The 17,661-nt window shown below is 75.4% G+C and carries 17 protein-coding genes; 8 read left to right on the top strand and 9 right to left on the bottom strand.

The features are described from left to right. Nucleotides 1-16: 16 nt before the first annotated feature. Both ispG and ACOQFB_RS00485 read right to left on the bottom strand, forming a co-directional pair. Nucleotides 17-1,126 carry a flavodoxin-dependent (E)-4-hydroxy-3-methylbut-2-enyl-diphosphate synthase gene (gene ispG / locus ACOQFB_RS00490; protein WP_059438832.1) on the bottom strand — a complete coding sequence of 370 codons (1,110 nt, stop codon included), beginning with the start codon at nucleotides 1,124-1,126 and terminating at the stop codon, nucleotides 17-19. A 79-nt stretch (nucleotides 1,127-1,205) separates the two neighbouring features. Further along, a complete protein-coding gene (locus ACOQFB_RS00485; protein WP_421609169.1) occupies nucleotides 1,206-2,255 on the bottom strand; it encodes a thioredoxin domain-containing protein in 1,050 nt (349 codons plus the stop codon). A 211-nt stretch (nucleotides 2,256-2,466) separates the two neighbouring features. Between ACOQFB_RS00485 and trxB the strand changes: the two genes are divergently transcribed. Continuing rightward, the gene (gene trxB / locus ACOQFB_RS00480) at nucleotides 2,467-3,411 is read left to right on the top strand and encodes a thioredoxin-disulfide reductase (protein ID WP_059438834.1); all 945 of its coding nucleotides are present in this window, start codon (nucleotides 2,467-2,469) and stop codon (nucleotides 3,409-3,411) included. A gap of 5 nt (nucleotides 3,412-3,416) precedes the next feature. Next, a complete protein-coding gene (gene moaC / locus ACOQFB_RS00475) occupies nucleotides 3,417-3,914 on the top strand; it encodes a cyclic pyranopterin monophosphate synthase MoaC (RefSeq protein ID WP_059438835.1) in 498 nt (165 codons plus the stop codon). On the opposite strand, the gene ACOQFB_RS00470 is transcribed toward moaC, so the two are convergent. Genes ACOQFB_RS00470 through ACOQFB_RS00460 form a run of 3 tightly spaced genes read right to left on the bottom strand, consistent with a single transcriptional unit; the run spans nucleotide 3,805 to nucleotide 6,056 of the window. Then, nucleotides 3,805-4,632 carry a TatD family hydrolase gene (locus tag ACOQFB_RS00470; protein WP_059438836.1) on the bottom strand — a complete coding sequence of 276 codons (828 nt, stop codon included), beginning with the start codon at nucleotides 4,630-4,632 and terminating at the stop codon, nucleotides 3,805-3,807. The two genes, moaC and ACOQFB_RS00470, sit on opposite strands and share 110 nt — an antisense overlap. A 57-nt stretch (nucleotides 4,633-4,689) precedes the next feature. Further along, entirely contained in the window at nucleotides 4,690-5,493 is an 804-nt protein-coding gene (locus tag ACOQFB_RS00465) for a CheR family methyltransferase (RefSeq protein WP_421609168.1), read from the bottom strand. Beyond that, the gene (locus tag ACOQFB_RS00460) at nucleotides 5,490-6,056 is read right to left on the bottom strand and encodes a chemotaxis protein CheW (protein ID WP_421609167.1); all 567 of its coding nucleotides are present in this window, start codon (nucleotides 6,054-6,056) and stop codon (nucleotides 5,490-5,492) included. The genes ACOQFB_RS00465 and ACOQFB_RS00460 overlap by 4 nt, the downstream gene beginning before the upstream one ends. Nucleotides 6,057-6,670: 614 nt before the next feature. On the opposite strand from ACOQFB_RS00460, the gene ACOQFB_RS00455 reads away from it, so the two are divergent. After that, nucleotides 6,671-7,369, top strand: coding sequence for a transposase (locus tag ACOQFB_RS00455; protein WP_421609306.1), 699 nt, complete (start codon nucleotides 6,671-6,673; stop codon nucleotides 7,367-7,369). Between the two features lie 176 nt (nucleotides 7,370-7,545). On the opposite strand, the gene ggt is transcribed toward ACOQFB_RS00455, so the two are convergent. Next, the gene (gene ggt, locus ACOQFB_RS00450; RefSeq protein ID WP_421609166.1) at nucleotides 7,546-9,207 is read right to left on the bottom strand and encodes a gamma-glutamyltransferase; all 1,662 of its coding nucleotides are present in this window, start codon (nucleotides 9,205-9,207) and stop codon (nucleotides 7,546-7,548) included. A 148-nt stretch (nucleotides 9,208-9,355) separates the two neighbouring features. Between ggt and glmU the strand changes: the two genes are divergently transcribed. From glmU to thpR, 3 genes are all read left to right on the top strand, one after another. Beyond that, nucleotides 9,356-10,822 carry a bifunctional UDP-N-acetylglucosamine diphosphorylase/glucosamine-1-phosphate N-acetyltransferase GlmU gene (glmU, locus tag ACOQFB_RS00445; RefSeq protein WP_059438377.1) on the top strand — a complete coding sequence of 489 codons (1,467 nt, stop codon included), beginning with the start codon at nucleotides 9,356-9,358 and terminating at the stop codon, nucleotides 10,820-10,822. Between the two features lie 36 nt (nucleotides 10,823-10,858). Next, the gene (glmS, locus tag ACOQFB_RS00440; protein WP_059438378.1) at nucleotides 10,859-12,694 is read left to right on the top strand and encodes a glutamine--fructose-6-phosphate transaminase (isomerizing); all 1,836 of its coding nucleotides are present in this window, start codon (nucleotides 10,859-10,861) and stop codon (nucleotides 12,692-12,694) included. 64 nt (nucleotides 12,695-12,758) lie between these two features. Further along, nucleotides 12,759-13,343, top strand: coding sequence for an RNA 2',3'-cyclic phosphodiesterase (gene thpR, locus ACOQFB_RS00435; RefSeq protein WP_421609165.1), 585 nt, complete (start codon nucleotides 12,759-12,761; stop codon nucleotides 13,341-13,343). A gap of 78 nt (nucleotides 13,344-13,421) precedes the next feature. On the opposite strand, the gene ACOQFB_RS00430 is transcribed toward thpR, so the two are convergent. Continuing rightward, nucleotides 13,422-14,597 (bottom strand): cache domain-containing protein, encoded by a 1,176-nt coding sequence (locus ACOQFB_RS00430; RefSeq protein WP_059438380.1) that lies wholly within the window; start codon nucleotides 14,595-14,597, stop codon nucleotides 13,422-13,424. Nucleotides 14,598-14,612: 15 nt separating this feature from the next. Next, nucleotides 14,613-14,816 (bottom strand): hypothetical protein, encoded by a 204-nt coding sequence (locus tag ACOQFB_RS00425; protein WP_012528030.1) that lies wholly within the window; start codon nucleotides 14,814-14,816, stop codon nucleotides 14,613-14,615. Nucleotides 14,817-15,060: 244 nt separating this feature from the next. Here ACOQFB_RS00425 and ACOQFB_RS00420 point away from each other — a divergent pair, with 244 nt between their 5' ends. Next, nucleotides 15,061-15,654: a YqgE/AlgH family protein gene (locus tag ACOQFB_RS00420; protein ID WP_059438381.1), complete on the top strand. Its 594-nt coding sequence runs from the start codon at nucleotides 15,061-15,063 to the stop codon at nucleotides 15,652-15,654. Between the two features lie 18 nt (nucleotides 15,655-15,672). Here the strand turns inward: ACOQFB_RS00420 and ACOQFB_RS00415 are convergent, their stop codons facing one another. Next, on the bottom strand, nucleotides 15,673-16,263 hold the full coding sequence (locus tag ACOQFB_RS00415; RefSeq protein ID WP_059438382.1) for a DUF2378 family protein: 591 nt from the start codon (nucleotides 16,261-16,263) through the stop codon (nucleotides 15,673-15,675). Nucleotides 16,264-16,535: 272 nt separating this feature from the next. Between ACOQFB_RS00415 and recA the strand changes: the two genes are divergently transcribed. Then, nucleotides 16,536-17,612 (top strand): recombinase RecA, encoded by a 1,077-nt coding sequence (gene recA / locus ACOQFB_RS00410; RefSeq protein ID WP_059438383.1) that lies wholly within the window; start codon nucleotides 16,536-16,538, stop codon nucleotides 17,610-17,612. Nucleotides 17,613-17,661: the final 49 nt, after the last annotated feature.

Here is a 17,661-nt window from a genome sequence, read left to right as displayed (position 1 = left end):
CGGCGAGCGCCCGGAGCTACTTCGGCGCGCGCTGGCCGGAGATCTGGATGGCCTCGGCCACCAGCGCCTCCTCCAGCTCCTCCGCCTTCATGCGCTTCACGATCTTGCCGTCGCGGAACAGCAGCCCCACGCCGTTGTGGCCGTAGGCGATCCCGACGTCGGCGGCGGCCGCCTCGCCGGGCCCGTTCACCTCGCAGCCCATCACCGCCACCTGCACCTCGCCCTTGAGCGTGGCGAGGCGGCGCTCGACGCGCTCGGCCACCGGGATCATGTCCACCGAGCACCGGCCGCAGGTCGGGCAGGAGGTGAGCGTGGCCCCGCCGAACTTGAGCCCGAGCGAGGTGAGCAGCATGCGCGCCACCCGCACCTCCTCGACCGGATCGGCGGTGAGGGAGATGCGGATGGTGTCGCCGATCCCCTCGCCCAGCAGGATGCCGAGGCCCGCGGCGCTCTTGACGGTGCCGGCGAGCAGCGTGCCGGCCTCGGTGACCCCGAGGTGGAGCGGGTAGTCGAACTGGCGGGAGAAGAGCCGGTTCGCCTGCACGGTCATGGCGACGTCGTGCGCCTTCAGCGAGACCTTGATCTCGCGGTAGCCCTCGTCCTCGAGGAAGCGGATGTGCCGCTCGGCGCTCTCCACCATGCCGGCGGCGGTTGGCCAGCCGTGCTTCTCGACGATGTCCTTCTCGAGCGAGCCGGCGTTCACGCCGATGCGCACCGGGACGCTGCGCTCCCGGGCGGCCTTCACCACCTCGCGGACCCGCTCGCGCGCGCCGATGTTGCCCGGGTTGAGGCGGATGCCGTGGATGCCGGCCTTCAGCGCGGCGAGCGCCAGCCGGTAGTCGAAGTGGATGTCGGCCACCAGCGGCACCGGGGTGGCCTTCACGATCTCCGGCAGCGCGGCGGCGGCGTCCTGGTCCGGCACGGCCAGGCGCACCACGTCGGCGCCCGCCTCGGCCAGCGCGCGGATCTGCGCCAGCGTGGCCGCGGCGTCGGCGGTCTGGGTGGTGGTCATCGACTGCACGGCGATCGGGGCGTCGCCGCCGATCCGCACGTTGCCGACCCGGATCTGCCGCGTCTTCCGGCGCTCGCCCAGCGTCGCGCCCTCACCCTGTCCGTATGCGCCCACTCGACACCTCCGAAACGGCACGGCGGCCGCGTCCGGATCTAGGACGGGGCCGCCGGCTTCGCCAGCCTGAGGTCGGGGCCTACAGCTTGCCCGTCGCCTTCAGCTCCTCGTCGATCACGGCCTTGAAGGCCTCCAGGGGCTGCGCGCCCGAGATGAGCCGGCCGTTGATGAAGAACGCCGGGGTCCCGCTCACGCCGGCGGCCTCGCCGGCCTTGTGGTGCTCCTGCACCACCGGGGCCTTCTCGCCGGACTCCAGGCAGCGGTCGAACTTCGCGCCGTCCACGCCGACGTCGCGGGCGTAGCCCTTCAGGTCGTCCACGGCGAGCTTGCCGTTCGCGGCGAAGAGCCGGTCGTGCATCTCCCAGTACTTGCCCTGGTCGCCGGCGCAGTGCGCCGCCTCGGCCGCCTTCGGCGCGAGGTCGTGCGAGGGCAGCGGGAAGTCGCGGTAGACCACCCGGATCTTGCCCGGGTACGCGGCCATCACGTCCTTCACCGTCGGCTCGGCGCGCACACAGAACGGGCACTGGTAGTCGGAGAACTCGACGATGGTGATGGGCGCGTCGCTCGGGCCCTTCGACGGGCCGGTGGCCGCGACCTCGACCTTGGGCGGCATGTACGCGGGCAGCAGCACCTCGACGTTCATGTCCTTCTTCAGCTTCTCGTAGTACGCCGTCAGCTCGGCCTGGGCCTTCTGGTTCTTGATGAACCGGGCGATGTCCGGCTTCACCTGGTCGATGGGCGGGAGCTGCTGGCCGCCGGCCTTGGCGCGCTCGTAGAGCGCGCGGACCTCGTCGTCGGCCGGCTCGGGGATCTTCGCGACCACGTCGCGGTTCACCAGCTCGTCCGGCGTGATGCCCTCGGCCTTCGCCTTCGCCTCGAAGACGCGCCGGCGGATCATCGACTCCAGGCCCTGGCGCTTCAGCTGGTACTTCTGCTCCTCGTACTGCTGCTCGAGCTGCTTCAGGTCGCTCTTCACGAGCTCGTCCAGCTCGCCCGCGGTGATGGCCTGGCCGCCGACCTTGGCGACCGGCGCCGACGGGTTCTCCTTCTGCTGCGCCGGCTGGGCCGGGCGAGGGGACTGGCAGGCGGCCGCGAGGACGGCGAGCGCGCCGAGGACGACGTTGCGCATGGGGATGAGGGCTCCGCGGGAGGTGTGTCGGGCCAACGGCCCGGAGGAGGCGAACCTTCCGCCAAAACGGCCGGTCCGTCAACGGTTTCGACCGCGCACGGCGGGGCGCCGGCCGCCCCCTCGCCCGGGCGATGCGCGAGCGAACCTTCGCCGTGACACGCTGGCTCCAAGCGGCTATTCAGAGGTCCCCTCGCACCAGGGAGGTCACGCCATGTCCAAGCACGAGCGGCTCGTCATCGTCGGCAGCGGCCCCGCGGGCTACACCGCCGCGCTCTACGCCGCGCGCGCCAACCTCCGGCCGCTGCTGTTCGAGGGCATGCAGCCGGGCGGGCAGCTGACCATCACGAGCGAGGTGGAGAACTTCCCCGGGTTCCCCGAGGGCATCCTCGGGCCGGAGCTGATGGAGAAGATGAAGAAGCAGGCCGAGCGCTTCGGCACGCGCTTCGAGGCGAGCGAGATCACCCGGGTGGACTTCTCGCAGCGCCCCTTCAAGCTCTGGCAGGACGACACGCTCTACACCGCCGACGCGGTGATCATCGCCACCGGCGCGTCCGCCAAGTGGCTGCAGATCCCGTCGGAGAAGCAGTACCAGGGGCGCGGCGTGTCGGCCTGCGCCACCTGCGACGGCTTCTTCTTCCGCGGCGTGGAGGTCGCGGTGGTGGGCGGCGGCGACACGGCGCTGGAGGAGGCGAGCTTCCTCACCAAGTACGCGAGCAAGGTGTACGTGGTGCACCGCCGCGGCGAGCTGCGCGCCTCCAAGATCATGCAGGACCGCGCCCGCAAGAACCCGAAGATCGAGCTCGCGCTGAACGCGGTGGTGGACGAGATCCTCGGCGACGGGAAGGCGGTCACCGGCGTCCGGCTCAAGGACACCCGCGACGGCTCGACCCGCGAGCTGCCGCTGAAGGGCGTGTTCATGGGCATCGGGCACGAGCCCAACACCGGCATCTTCAAGGGCCAGCTCGAGATGAACGAGGTCGGCTACCTCGCGGTGAAGGCGCCCTCCACCGCGACCAGCGTGGCGGGCGTGTTCGCGGCGGGCGACGTCTCCGACCCGCACTACCGCCAGGCGATCAGCGCGGCCGGCACCGGCTGCTCGGCGGCGATCGACGCGGAGCGCTGGCTGGGCGAGCACGTCACCGAGAGCTGGAACTAGCCGCCATGAAGATGATCGACGTCGGCGCGAAGCCGAAGACCGAGCGCGTGGCGGTGGCGCGCGGCTTCGTGGCCATGTCCGCCGACACGGTGGGCCGGATCCGCGCGGGCGAGGTGGAGAAGGGCGACGTGCTCGCCGCCGCGCGGCTGGCCGGCGTCATGGCCGCGAAGAAGACGCCGGACCTGGTGCCGCTCTGCCACCCCATCGCGCTCTCCGGCGTGGACGTGAGCGCGGTGCCGGGCCCGGGCGGCGTGGCGGTCGAGGCGACCGTGCGCACGGTGGACCGGACCGGCGTCGAGATGGAGGCGCTCGCCGCGGTCTCGGCCGCCTGCCTGACCATCTACGACATGCTGAAGCGGTACGAGAAGGGCATGTCGATCACGGCCATCGAGCTCATCGAGAAGAAGGGCGGGCGGAGCGGGCACTGGACGCGCGGCCCCGCAGCCCCGCCGGATCGACGCCGAGGAAGCGGATCGCGTTCGCGCCGCACACGCGGCGGATGACGGCGGGCGCGAGCCCGGCCTTCGCCATCCGGTCGGCCGCCCGCGCCAGCGCCAGCAGGTCCCCGCCGCCCACGCCGGCGTCGGAGCCGAGGACGATCCCCTCCGGCCCGAGCGACGCCACCACCCGCACCGCCGCGTCCACCGCGCCGCGCGGCCCGGCCCCGCCGGACAGCGACAGGCCCGCCAGGTGGCCGCAGGCGCGGATCGCCTTCACGGTGCGCTCGTCGGCGCCCGCCACCAGCACGCGCGCCGGCTCCAGCTCCGACTCGCGCAGCGCCGCGAGCAGCCGCCGGGTGAGGCGCTCGCGCCCGCGCAGCGGGACCGCCGCGACCACCGGCAGCCGCAGCTCGCGCGCCAGCTCGAGCTGGCGCGAGAGCACCCGCTCCTCCAGCGCGCCGCCCTCGGCCAGGCCCACCGCGCCGAGCGCCGCCACCTCCGGGCGGCCCAGGGCGTCGGGCAGCTCGGCGAGCAGCGCCTCCAGGCCGCGCGACGGGATCCGGCGCGGGTGGACGCCGAGGGCGGCCCAGGCCGCGAGGCCGCCCCGGCGCAGCCGCCGGGTGGCGCCGGCGACCTGCTCCCAGCCGCGGCGGATGGCCGCCGGCGTCGCCGTGACCACCGCGTCGCCGGACGGCACCAGCGCCCCCTCGATCCCGAAGAACCGGAGGTCCGCGACCTCGCGCGCCCCGAGCGCGCCGGCGTGGAGGAAGGCGTCGAACACGGCGGGATCGTAACCGGCCGCGCGCGGGAAAGCCCGCGCGGACGCGGCCGCGCGCGATCAGCCCGGGCGCCGCAGCAGCGTCGCCCCGCCGTCCTCCACCCATTCGACGGGGAGGTCCGCCGCGAGCGGCAGCTCCACCGGGCCCAGCACCAGCCAGCCCCCGGGGCGCACCGCGGCGAGCAGCGTGCGCAGCACCGCCGCCGCGACCGCCGGGTCGAAGTAGATGAGGACGTTGCGGCACACCACCGCGTCGAACGCGGCCCCGGGGGGCGGGTCGCGGACGAGGTTGTGGTGGCGGACCTCCACCGGCGCGCGCACCTCCGGGTGCACCGCCCGCGCGCCGTCCGGCCCCGCCGGCAGGAGCCAGCGCGCCGCCAGCGCGGGCGGCAGCCGCCGCAGCGTCCGCGCGCCGTAGCGCGCGCGGCGCGCCGCCTCGAGCGCGCGGGCGGAGAGGTCGGTCGCGAGGACGCGGTCGCCCGCGGCGGCGCCGCGGCCCGCCTCGCGCAGCAGCATGGCGAGCCCGTAGGCCTCCTCGCCGCTCGCGCAGCCCGCCGACCAGAGGCGGAGCGGCGCCGGGCCGTCGCCGGCGAGCCGGGTCAGCGCGGCGAGCTGCTCGGGGTGGCGCCAGAACGAGGTCTCGCGCACCGCGGCCTGCTCCACCAGCGCCGCGAGCGCCCCGGCGTCGCCCGCCGCGACCGCCGCCGCGAGCCGCGCCGCCGTCGTGCCTCGATCCTCCGCCGCGCGGTCCAGGGCCGCGCGCAGCGCATCGCCCAGGCCGCTCGCGAGCGAGAGCCCCGTCTCCGCGGCCAGCGCGCGGGCCACTGCGGCGAGCGCCGCCGGCCCCAGGGCGCCGTCCGTCACGATCCCGCCGGCGCGCCCGCGCCCGCCAGCGCCGCCCGCAGCGGCGAGGGGTCGAGCAGCGGCAGCACCTCGCCGGCGTCCACGCACAGCCCGGCCACGAGCGGCGACCCCCGCCAGCCCTCCGCCGCCGCCTCGGCCGGATCGCCCTCGAACAGCCCCGGGCCGTCCACCGTGCCCGCCACGCGCTCCACCGCGAGCCCCAGCGCCGGCGCGCCCGCGAGGACCACCACGCGCGCGTCGAGGTCCAGGTCCGCGCGCGCCCCCGCGGCCGCGGCCAGGTCCACGGCCACCACCGGGACCCCGCGCCAGGAGAAGGTCCCGAGCACGTGCGCCGGCGCGCCCGGCAGCGGCGCGAGCGCGACCATGCGGACCACCTCGGCGACCTGCGCGACCGGCAGCAGCGCGCGGCGGCCGCCCGCCTCGAGCACCAGGTGCAGCCCCGGGAGCGACGTGCCGCCCAGCGCCGCCAGCGCGCGCTGCGCGTCGCGGAGGGCGCCGGAGAGCCGGCGGACCTCGGCGGACAGCGCCGCGCGCGCCGAGTCGGCGAGGAAGTCGTCGGGCATGCGGGGAGGATAGCGCAACCGTCCGGCGGTGCGGGGCGGGCGTGGTTGAGCGGGCGGGCGGGGCGGCGGGTGGGCGTGGGCGGGCGGGGCCGTTGGTGGGCGTGGTGGGGCTTTGAGGGGGCGGGGGCGGTCGGGGGCGAATGCGCGTGACCGGGGCCGGGCATGGCGGGATCGGCTTGCGAGAAGCCCGAGGGCGGGGCGCGGGGCGCGGGGGACAATCTACTGACGGTGGACCTGCGTGCGAACCGGGAGCCTGGGTGACAGATGGACCGGGAGCCTGGGTGACAGTCGAGCGGCGTGAGCGGGGGCGAGAGAGGCGGGCACTTTCGCTCGCGGTGAGCCTGGTGGGGGCGCGAGCTGAGGGCGGGCTCGGGGGAGTCTCTGCGTTCGCGGCGGACCCGCGGAAGGATATGTGCCCAACCATGTGGCGCTCGGGCCCGCGGGACGGAGGCCCCCTCCGCTCGCGGTGAGCCTGTCGAACCGCGAGCTGGGCGTGAGGTGCGAGCCGGATGACGCGTATGGTGGCGTGCGGGCGCGTGACGCCGCATGGAACGCTTGCTTGCGACCCACACGGTCAGTGGACCCAGCCATCACGCTGCGTTAATGTCTGCCCAATCATGCGCGGCTCGCGTCAGCTCCGGTTCCGGCTTCCTCCTCCTCGCACCCACGGCGGCCGGCGGGCGGGCGCGGGACGAAAGCCGAAGGGCGCGCGGGCGGGGGTGTCTCACCACGGGCGGCCCGCGGTCACCGCCGCCACGCCGGTGCACGTCACCTTGCGCGTGCTCCCGCACGTCTGGAACCTGCGCAGCCAGCGCTCCCTCCGCGTCGTCGAGGCGGCGCTCGAGGGGGCCACGGCGGCCAGCCCCACCTTCCGCGTGGTCCACTTCGCGCTCGAGGGCAACCACCTCCACCTCCTCGTCGAGGCGGACGGTCAGCGCGCGCTCTCGTCGGGGATGCAGGGGCTGTGTATCCGCCTCGCGAAGGGGCTCAACCGGATGATGGGGCGGCGCGGGAAGGTCTTCGCGGACCGCTACCACGCGCGCGTGCTGGGCACGCCCTCCGAGGTCCGCAACGCGCTCGCCTACGTGCTGCTCAACCACCGCAGCCACCTCGCGCGGCTGGGGAAGCCGGCGGGGCGCGGGGGCGTGGACCGGTTCTCCTCGGGGCGGTGGTTCGACGGGTGGCGCGGCGGCGGACCTGCGGAGGCGCGGAAGGTCACCGCGGCCCCGCGAACGTGGCTCCTCGCGAGGGGATGGCGCCGGCACGGTCTGCTCTCCCCCGACGACCTCCCCGGGCGCCGGCCTCGCCGGTGAGCCGATCTCGTCCCGGCGCTGCCCACCCGCGGGCCCGTCCCGTCGACGAGCGCCGCCCCCACGCGCGCGCCTCGCCCCCGCGCTACCGCCCGCCCACGACCTCCCCCCGCCCCTCGTCAGCCCTTTCCCCGGAGCCTGTTCCGGACCGCGCCGTCCCCGCGGTCACGCCTCCCGGGCTACGGCACCGCCGCCCCGCCCTCGAGCAGCGGGTCGCTGGCGGCCTCCATCCAGCCCTCGGGCGCAACGCGTGCGGCGTGCGCGTTCGACCAGCGGCGGTCGCGCCACAGCAGCCGGTGGCCCCGCGCCTCCAGCGCCCGGGCGGTCAGGGCCTCCAGCCCGTTCGGCTCGACCTGCAGGGCGTCGGGCTTCCACTGATGGTGGATGCGCGGGGCGGCGAGCGCCTCGGCGAGCCCCATGCCGTCGTCCACCACGTGCGAGATCACCTGGGCCACCGTGGTCGGGATGGTCGTCCCGCCGGCGGCGCCGACCACCAGCGCGAGCCGCCCGGCTCCGTCGAACACGAGCGTGGGCGCCATCGACGAGAGCGGCACCTTGCCGGGCGCGGGCGCGTTCGCGCCGGTGCCGACGGCGCCGAACACGTTCGCGGCGCCGGGCGCGGCGTCGAAGTCGTCCATCTGGTCGTTGAGCAGGATCCCGGTGCCGGGCACGACCACGCAGGAGCCGAACAGGAAGTTCACGGTGGTGGTGAGGGCGACGGCGTTCCCCTCCCGATCGATCACCGACAGGTGCGAGGTCTGGCTCGACTCCTGCGTGGGCGGCGGCGCCTCCACGGTGGCGGCGCGCTCGCCCACCGCGGCGGCGAGCCGCGCCGCACCCTCCTCCGACACGAGCTCGCGCTCCACCTCGGCCGCGCGGGGCACGAACGCGGGGTCGCCGAGCACGGCGCGCCGCGCGAACAGCCGCTTCTCCACCTCGGCCATGGCGTGGAGGAAGCGCTCGGGCCGGTAGTGGCCGCCGGCCCGCGGGTCCTCGTGCTCGAGCGCCTGCAGGAGCCCGATGACGATGCTGCCGCCGGACGAGGGCAGCGGCATCGACACCACCCGGTGGCCGCGGTAGTGCCCCTCGAGCGGCGTCCGCTCGCGGGTGCGGTAGGCGGCCAGGTCCGCCTCGGTGAGCACCCCACCCTCCGCCCTCGCGGCGTGCGCGATCTTCCGGGCGAGCGGGCCGCGGTAGAACGCCTCGGGGTCGCGCCCGATGGTCCGCAGCGTCCGCGCCAGCTCGGGCTGCCGGAGCCGCCACCCGGGCGCGGGCGCCGCCGGCGCGCCCCCGGCGCCGCGGTCGAGGAACGTGCGCGCGGCCTCGGGGCGCGGGCCCAGGCACGCGAGCCGGCTCCGCGCGGCGCGGACGTAGTGCAGGTTCACCGGCTCCCCCTGCTCGGCGAGGCGCGCCGCCGGCTCCACCAGCCGCCGGAGCGGCCGCGTCCCGAAGCGCCGCGCCAGCTCGGCGTAACCCTTCACCGCCCCCGGCACCGCCACCGCCAGCCCGCCGTCGAGCGAGCGCGACGGCCCGCCGGCCGCGGCGCCGCCCGCGAACATGGTCGCCGACGCGCCCCCCGGCGCCACCTCGCGGAAGTCGAGCGCCACCACCCGGCGCTCCCGGGCCAGGTACACGAGCGCGAACCCCCCGCCCCCGATGCCGGAGGACTCGGGCTCGACCACGCTCAGCGCGAACGCCGCGGCCACGGCCGCGTCCACCGCGTTCCCTCCCTCCCGGAGCACCTGCGCGGCGGCGGCGCTGGCGGCGGGGTGACCGGTGGCGACCGCGCCGCGCGGGGAGGCGGCGGTGGCCGAGAGCAGGAGGGCGAGCAGGAGCGGCATGCCGGACCTCTACCACGCCGGGATCCCCCTCCCGACCGGTCCTGCGGGCACCTCCGGGCGCACCCCCCGGGCGCCCGGGCGCCCGCGCTCCGGCTCACACGTGCGCAGGCTTGATCGCAGCCCCCACCCGCGCCTAGCCTCCGCGACCATGCCACGCACCCGCACACCGCTCGCCGCCATCGTCCTCGCCGCCGGCAAGGGCACCCGGATGAAGTCGAACAAGGCCAAGGTCCTGCACGAGGTCGCGGGCCGGCCGCTCGCGTACTACCCGGTGAAGCGCGCCCTGGAGCTGGGCGCGAGCCCGGTGGTGGTGGTGGTGGGCCACCAGGCCGAGGCGGTGGAGGCGGCGCTCTCCGCCGCGCTCCCCGAGGCGCCGCTGCGCTTCGCCGTCCAGGAGCAGCAGCTCGGCACGGCGCACGCGGTGCTCGCCGCGAAGCGCGCGCTGCGCGGCTACCGCGGCCCGGTGCTGATCCTCTCCGGCGACACGCCGCTGCTCCGCGCCGAGACGCTCGAGGCGGTGGTCTCCGCCCGCCGCCGGGCGCGCGCCGCGGTCTCGCTCGCCACCATGACGCTCGAGGCGCCGCGCGGCTACGGCCGGGTGGTGCGCGACGCGCGCGGCCGGCCGTCGCGCATCGTGGAGGAGAAGGACGCGACCGACGCCGAGCGCGCCATCCGCGAGGTGAACGCGGGGCTGTACTGCGTGGACGCGGAGCTGCTCTGGAAGAAGCTCGCGAAGGTGGGCACCGCCAACGCGCAGCGCGAGTTCTACCTCACCGACCTCGTGCCCATGGCCGCGCAGGCGGGCGGCGTGGCCGGCGTCGAGGTGCCGGCCGAGGAGGCCTCGGGCGTCAACGATCGCATCGAGCTGTCGCGCGCCAACCGCGTGATGGTGGGCCGGCTCGCCGAGGCGTTCATGCGCGCCGGCGTGACCATCGAGGACCCGGCCCGCTTCGACTGCGACGAGGGCGTCGAGATCGGCGCGGACGCGGTGATCGAGCCGAACGTGCGGCTGCGCGGCCGCACCCGCGTCGGCGCGCGCACGCGGGTGGGCGCCGGCGCGGTCATCACCGACGGCGTCCTCGCCGACGGCGTGACCGTGAACCCGTACACCGTGATCTCGGAGGCGCAGGTCGCCGAGGGCGCCATCCTCGGCCCGTTCTCGCGCCTCCGCCCCGGCGCCGATATCGGCCCCGAGGCGCACGTGGGCAACTTCGTCGAGGTGAAGAAGAGCCGGCTGGGGAAGGGTGCGAAGGCGAACCACCTCGCCTACCTCGGCGACGCCGAGATCGGCGCCGGTGCGAACATCGGCGCCGGCACCATCACCTGCAACTACGACGGCGAGCGCAAGAACCCGACGCGGATCGGCGACGGGGCGTTCATCGGCTCGGACTCCATCCTGGTCGCGCCCATCGAGATCGGCGCGGGCGCCTACGTCGCGGCCGGCTCCACGCTGACGGATCCGGTGCCGGCAGGCGCCCTGGCGCTCGGCCGGGCGCGCCAGGTGACGAAGGAGGGGTGGGTGGCCCAGCGGCAGGCGGAGAAGCAGATGAAGGGGACGGCCACCGGCCCGGCGCCCGCCCGGAAGGGCCGCCCGGCCGCCCGGCGGGCGAGTTAGGCGCGCCCGCGCCCCGCGTGGTATTGAGGCGACCCTATGTGCGGAATCGTTGGTTACGTCGGCCCCCGTCAGTGCGTGGATCTCATCGTGGGCGGCCTCCGGAAGCTCGAGTACCGGGGGTACGACTCGGCGGGCGTGGCGGTGGTCGGGCCGAACGGCCTGGCGGTGAAGCGGGCGAAGGGGAAGCTGCAGAACCTGGTGGCGCTGCTCGCCGACGCGCCACTCGCCGGCACCACCGGCATCGGCCACACCCGCTGGGCCACCCACGGCAAGCCGTCCGACGAGAACGCGCACCCGCACTGCTACGGCGGGGTGGCGGTGGTCCACAACGGCATCATCGAGAACCACCTCGAGCTGAAGGCGGCGCTGGCCGGGCGCGGCCACAAGTTCTCCTCCGAGACCGACACCGAGATCTTCGCGCACCTCATCGCCGACGCGCTCGCCGCGGGCGCGCGCGACCTGCGCGACGCGGTGGGCCAGGCGCTCGCGCAGGTGAAGGGCACCTACGCCATCGCGGTGGTCTCGCAGCAGCGGCCCGAGGAGATCGTCGCCGCCAAGAACGCCTCGCCGCTGGTGGTCGGCTACGGCAAGGGCGAGAGCTTCCTCGCCTCCGACGTGCCCGCCATCCTCGAGCACACGCGCGAGGTGGTCTACCTGGAGGAGGGCGAGCTGGCGGTGCTCACCCCCGCCGGCATCGCGCTGTACGGGCGCGACGGCGAGCCGCTCGCGCGCAAGCCGCGCAAGATCGAGTGGAGCGCGGTGGCCGCCGAGAAGGACGGCCACAAGCACTTCATGCACAAGGAGATCTTCGAGCAGCCGCGGGCGGTGGCCGACACCATCCGCGGGCGCGCCTCGCTGGAGCAGGGCGACGTGACGCTCGACGGGATGGAGCTGCCCGAGGACTACGCCCGCTCGCTGGAGCGGATCGTCATCGTGGCCTGCGGCACCTCCTGGCACGCCGGCCTGTCCGGGCGCCAGATGATCGAGTCGCTGGCGCGCGTGCCGGTGGAGGTGGAGCTGGCGAGCGAGTTCCGCAACCGCGATCCGCTGGTGAACGAGCGGGTGCTGTGCCTCGCCATCTCGCAGTCCGGCGAGACCGCCGACACGCTCGCCGCGGTGAAGATCGCCCGCGCCCGCGGCGCCCGCGCCTACGCCATCTGCAACGTGGTGGGCTCGGCCATCAGCCGCGAGTGCGACGGCGGCACGCTGTTCACCCGCGCCGGCCCGGAGATCGGCGTCGCCTCGACGAAGGCGTTCACCACCCAGCTCGCCGCGCTGTTCCTCATGGCGGTGCGCCTGGGCCGCCTGCGCGGCACGCTGTCGGTGGAGCGCGCCCGCGAGCTGCTCGAGGACCTGCGCCGCGTGCCCTCCTGGATGGAGCAGATGATCCGCCAGGAGGCGCAGCTCATGCCCATCGCGAAGCGCTGCACCGCCGCGCGCGACGTGCTCTTCCTGGGCCGCGGCAGCGAGTACCCGGTGGCGCTGGAGGGCGCGCTCAAGCTGAAGGAGATCTCGTACATCCACGCCGAGGGCTACGCCGCCGGCGAGATGAAGCACGGCCCCATCGCGCTCATCGACGAGGAGCTGCCGGTGGTGGTGCTCGCCACGCGCGAGCCGGCCTACGAGAAGACGCTCGGCAACATGGAGGAGGTGCGCGCCCGCGGCGGCCAGGTGTTCGCCGTGGTGACCGAGGGCGACACGCACGCCGCCAGCCTGGCCGAGGTGGCGATCACCGTCCCGCCCGCGCCGCCCGCGCTGGTGCCGCTCCTGTCGATCATCCCGCTCCAGTTCCTCGCCTACCACGTGGCCGACCTGAAGGGCACGGACGTGGACCAGCCGCGGAACCTGGCGAAGAGCGTGACGGTCGAGTAGCGCGCGCCGGCGCCGCGCCGCGCCGGACCTCGCGCGCGGCGCGCGGGTGCGGTAGACCTCGGCCGTGGTCACCCGCCGCCTGTTCGTGGCCCTCGAGCCCACCGACGCCGTGCGCCGCCGCATCGGCGCCGCGGCCGACGCGCTCCGCGCCGCCGCCGGGCGCGCGGCCGGCGACGTGCGCTGGGTGGCGCCGGACGGCGTGCACCTCACGCTGCAGTTCCTGGGCGCGGTGCCGGAGGAGCGGGTGGAGGCGGTGCGCGCCGCGGTCGAGGCGGCCGCGGCCGGCGCCCGGCCCCTGGCGCTCGAGGTGAGCGGCGCGGGCGGCTTCCCCAACGCGCGCCGCCCGCGGGTGGTCTGGCTCGGGCTCGGCGGCGACGTGGCGGCGCTCTCGGCGCTGGTGGCCGACCTCGGCGCGCGGCTCGCGCCGCTCGGCTTCGCGCCCGAGTCGCGCCCGTTCTCGCCGCACCTCACGCTGGGCCGCGCCCGCGATCCGCGCGGCGCCCCCGGGCTCGGGGGCGCGCTCGCGGCGCAGGCGCGGGCCGACGGCTTCGGCTGGCGCGCGACCGAGCTGGTGCTGTTCGAGTCGCACCTCTCGCCGAAGGGCGCGCGCTACGAGGCGCTCCTGCGCGCCCCGCTCGGCGGCGGGTAGCGCCTCCCTCGACTCCGCGCGGCCGTGCGGCCGCGCCACGCTCGGGATGAGCGGCAGGGAGCAGGACGGCCCGGCGCCCTACCCCGTCCGCCGCCGCGTCAGCTCCTTCAGCTGGCCGCCGACCACCGCCAGGAACCGGCCGAAGAAGTCCTCGAACCGGCCGATCTCGTCGGGCGGCCCGGGCGGCGGCGCGGCCACGTCGTAGTCGCCGCCGGCGAGCCGCGCGGAGAGGTCCTCCATGGTGGACACCATGCGCCCGAGCCGGCCGAAGACCAGCCGCTGCAGCAGCACCACCAGCACGAGCGCGAGCAGCAGCGCCATGGCGCAGATCACCGCGAACACGCGCGTGCGCGCGCGCATGAACGTCGCGTGCACGTCGGTGATGTCGTGGAGCACGAACAGCGCGCCCACCCGCCGCCCGGCCGCGTCGCGCACCGGCACCAGGCCGCGCGCCAGGGTGCGCCCGCCGCGCTCCAGCTCGTCCACCAGCTGGCCCTCCTCCGGCACCGCGGAGAGGTCGCCCTGGAACGCGGTGAGCGCCGGGTCGTCGGAGGTCGCGTCCACCACCACGGTGGCGGGCTGGTCGTCCCAGGGATCGCGCCGGCCCTCCCGCGTGGCGGCCCACGCCGCGCGATCGAGGAACCGCTTCTCCACCACCAGCGCGTAGGCGTCGCCGGTCTGAGCGCTCATCCGCCCGAGGAAGTGGTCCACCTCCTCGCCCAGCTCCACGTACCCGAGCGCCGCGCCGGCGTGCGACAGCGGCCGCACCACGCGCAGCGCGAACGCGGTCTGGCCGAGCTCCATGCCCGCCCCGCGCCCGGCCGTCTCGACCGCCTGCGCGAGCGTGGCGCGCCCCACCACGTCGCCGTGCTGCTCGGGCTTGTGGACGCGGAGGAAGCAGGTCCGCGCCGGCGCCGGGTCGAGGAAGTACCAGTGGGTGATGTCGTGCTGCGCGCGCAGGCCGGCGAACACCGGCGCCGCGAGCGCCAGCAGCCGCTCGCGATCTCGCGCCGCGAACGCCTCGGCGAACGCCGGGTTCGCGCCGAGCGCGGAGAGCGTCGCGTCCAGCTTCTCCACGTCCGCGCGCTGCATGGCGGCGAACGTGCCGCCCGCGGCGCGGATGGCCTCGGCGCCCACCAGCCGCACGTTGCGCTCGGCGGCGCCGCGCACCACCGCCGCGACCGCGATCGCCACCAGCGCGAGCGCGGCCACGATGGCGAGCACCAGCTTCGTCTTGATCGAGATGGCCTTCATGTCGGGACCCCCGCGCTACGGGATGGGCTCGCCCAGCACCTGCCGCGCCACGCGGCGCAGGGCGTCGATCTTGGCCTCGTCGTCCGGCGTGGCCTCCTCGACCATCGCCAGCGAGAAGCCCACGTGGATCGCGATGAGCCCCTTCGTCTTGAAGACCGGCAGGTTCTTGCGCGCGATCACGGCGTCGATCTGGCGGACGGTGTCGTACAGCTTCCCCATCGTTCGCTCCCCGCCGGCGTCGAGGGCCGGCCGGGCGACCCACTGCGAGCGGGGTGCCGCGCACCCGCGAAGCGATGACGCAGGGTTGGACGGCTCCCCGCCCGGGGCGCCCACACCCGGGGTGGTGCTGTACCTGCGCCGCCGCGCGCACCCCCGCACGCACGCCCGGGGGCGCCCCGGCTTGCACTCCCGGCCGCGGCGAGCGAGATCTCCGGGCGTCGCTCGGCCGCACCGGAGGACGCACATGCCCAAGGACGCTCCTGCCGGACTCGCGCCCGGCTTCCTCGTCGCGGCGCCGGCGCTCGCGGACCCGAACTTCAACGGATCGCTCGTGCTCATGGCCGAGCACCACGCGCAGGGCGCGCTCGGGTTCGTGGTGAACCGGCCCGGGCCGATCACGGTCGCGGACGTGCTCGGCGGGCTGGACGAGAAGCTGCGCGAGCGCGCCGAGGGCGCCGGGCGGGCGGACGACCCGGTGCTGGTGGGCGGGCCGGTGCAGCCGGAGCGGCTCTGGATCCTGTTCCGGCCCGGCCCGGCGGCGCCGGAGGAGGGCGCGGTGGCGCTCGGGGGCGGGCTCGCGCTGGGCGGCTCGCGCGAGCTGCTGGAGGCGCTGGTCCGCTCGCGCGACCCGGGGCCGTACCTGCTGCTGCTCGGCTACGCCGGCTGGGCGCCGCTCCAGATCGAGCGCGAGGTCAGCGAGGGCGCGTGGGTGCCCATGCCGCTCCAGGGCGACCTCGTGTTCGACGTGCCGATGGAGAAGCGCTGGGAGACCGCGGTGCGGCGGCTGGGGCTCGATCCGGCCGGCTTCCTGGTGGGCGGCGGCGGCGCCGAGGCCTGAGCCCGCCCGGACGGCGGACTACGCCGCCTCCCAGGCCAGCTCGCACTCCGCGTCGAGCGCGCCGGTCTGGCGCGCCTCCGTGCGGATGTCCTTCGCCCCGACCCGCTCCAGCACCGCGGTGAACACGCCGCAGTGGAACGGCGGCGCGAGCAGCTCGCGGCGGAACGTGACCCGGGCCCGGCGCTCGCCGGTCCACTCCAGCCGCCGCTCGCCGTAGCTCACCGCGCCCTTGTAGGCGCTCGGCACGTTCGCGAGCAGCTGGCGCGCGCCGCCGGCCTCGGAGAGCGCCAGCATGGTCTTGCCGACCATCGAGTCGAGCACCATCCCGCCGGCGCGGTGGCCGATCCGGAAGAACGCCTGCTGCTCGCCGCCGAGCCGCCCGCCGATCCGCTCCGCGACCGCCGCGGCGAGCGCCAGGAAGTCGGTGACCGGGTAGCTGAAGAACTCGACCCGGCTCGCCTTGCCGGTCGGGTCGCAGGCGCGCGCGGCCTCCTCGCCGGCGACCTCCCGCACCACCGAGAACAGCGCGTTGAAGACGAGCCCGCGGACGGTGTCGTCGCTGCGGGCGGCGGCGATGCGGGCCTCGAGGTCCTGTCGATCGACGGGCATGGACCGGGCAGTCTGCCCCAAGGGGCGGGGTGCCGGGCAGAGACCCGCGCGGGATGGGCGCGGATTCCCGCACGTTTCCTTGACTCCACCCGACCGTCCGTTCAGTATCCGGGCGTTCAGGTCCGGCGGCCCCGGTGTCAGGGGGCGCTGGTAGGGGAAGGAAGACACGCAGCAGAGGTCGCCGGGAGCGCCCTTCACACAGGCCACGGCGAGCGGGGTCGAACGGATCGAGCCCCGCGCCAGGCGCGGCGCGCCCTACAAGGAGACGAAACATGCCCGTGGGACCGGAGAAGGAGAAGGCGATCGAGCTGGCCGTCGCGTCGATCGAGAAGGCGTTCGGCAAGGGCTCGATCATGCGCCTCGGCAACGAGGACGCGCTGGTGAAGGACGTCCAGGCGGTCTCGACCGGCGCGGTCTCGCTGGACATCGCGCTCGGCGTGGGCGGCTTCCCGCGCGGCCGCATCATCGAGATCTACGGGCCGGAGTCCTCCGGCAAGACCACCCTCGCGCTGCACGCCATCGCCGAGGCGCAGCGGCGCGGCGGCATCGCCGCGTTCGTGGACGCCGAGCACGCGCTCGACGTGGGCTACGCCCGCAAGCTGGGCGTCCGCACCGACGACCTGCTCATCTCGCAGCCCGACACCGGCGAGCAGGCGCTCGAGATCGTCGAGACCCTGGTCCGCTCCGGCGCCATCGACGTGCTGGTGGTGGACTCGGTGGCGGCCCTGGTGCCCAAGGCCGAGCTCGAGGGCGAGATGGGCGACGCGCACATGGGCGTGCAGGCTCGCCTCATGAGCCAGGCGCTCCGCAAGCTCACCGGCACCATCTCCAAGTCCTCGACCATCGTCATCTTCATCAACCAGATCCGCATGAAGATCGGCGTGATGTTCGGGAACCCGGAGACCACCACCGGCGGCAACGCGCTCAAGTTCTACGCGTCGCAGCGGCTCGACATCCGCCGCATCGGGGCCATCAAGGACGGCGACTCCGTCATCGGCAACCGCACCCGCGTGAAGGTGGTGAAGAACAAGGTCGCCCCGCCGTTCAAGGAGGTCGAGTTCGACATCATGTACGGCCACGGCATCAGCCGTGAGGGCGACGTGCTCGACCTCGCCTCGAACGAGAACATCGTCGAGAAGAGCGGCACCTGGTTCAGCTTCGGCGGCGAGCGCATCGGCCAGGGACGCGAGCAGGCCAAGGCGTTCTTCCGCGAGCACCCCGAGATCCTCCAGCAGGTCGAGTCGCGCCTGTTCGAGCGCTTCGGCATCCACCGCGGCCCGGTGGCCGTCCCCTCCCCGCCGGCGGAGGAGCCGGCCGAGGAACGGAAGCCCCGCGCCAAGGCGAAGTGATCCGCAACGCCCTCGCCCGCCCCACGGGCGAGGGAGCCGCGACCGCGGC

It is taken from the genome of Anaeromyxobacter sp. Red801 (assembly GCF_049201065.2).
GTDB lineage: Bacteria > Myxococcota > Myxococcia > Myxococcales > Anaeromyxobacteraceae > Anaeromyxobacter.
The sequence above is the reverse complement of the archived record's forward strand: the minus strand, read 5'-3'. Positions and strand labels throughout refer to the sequence as shown.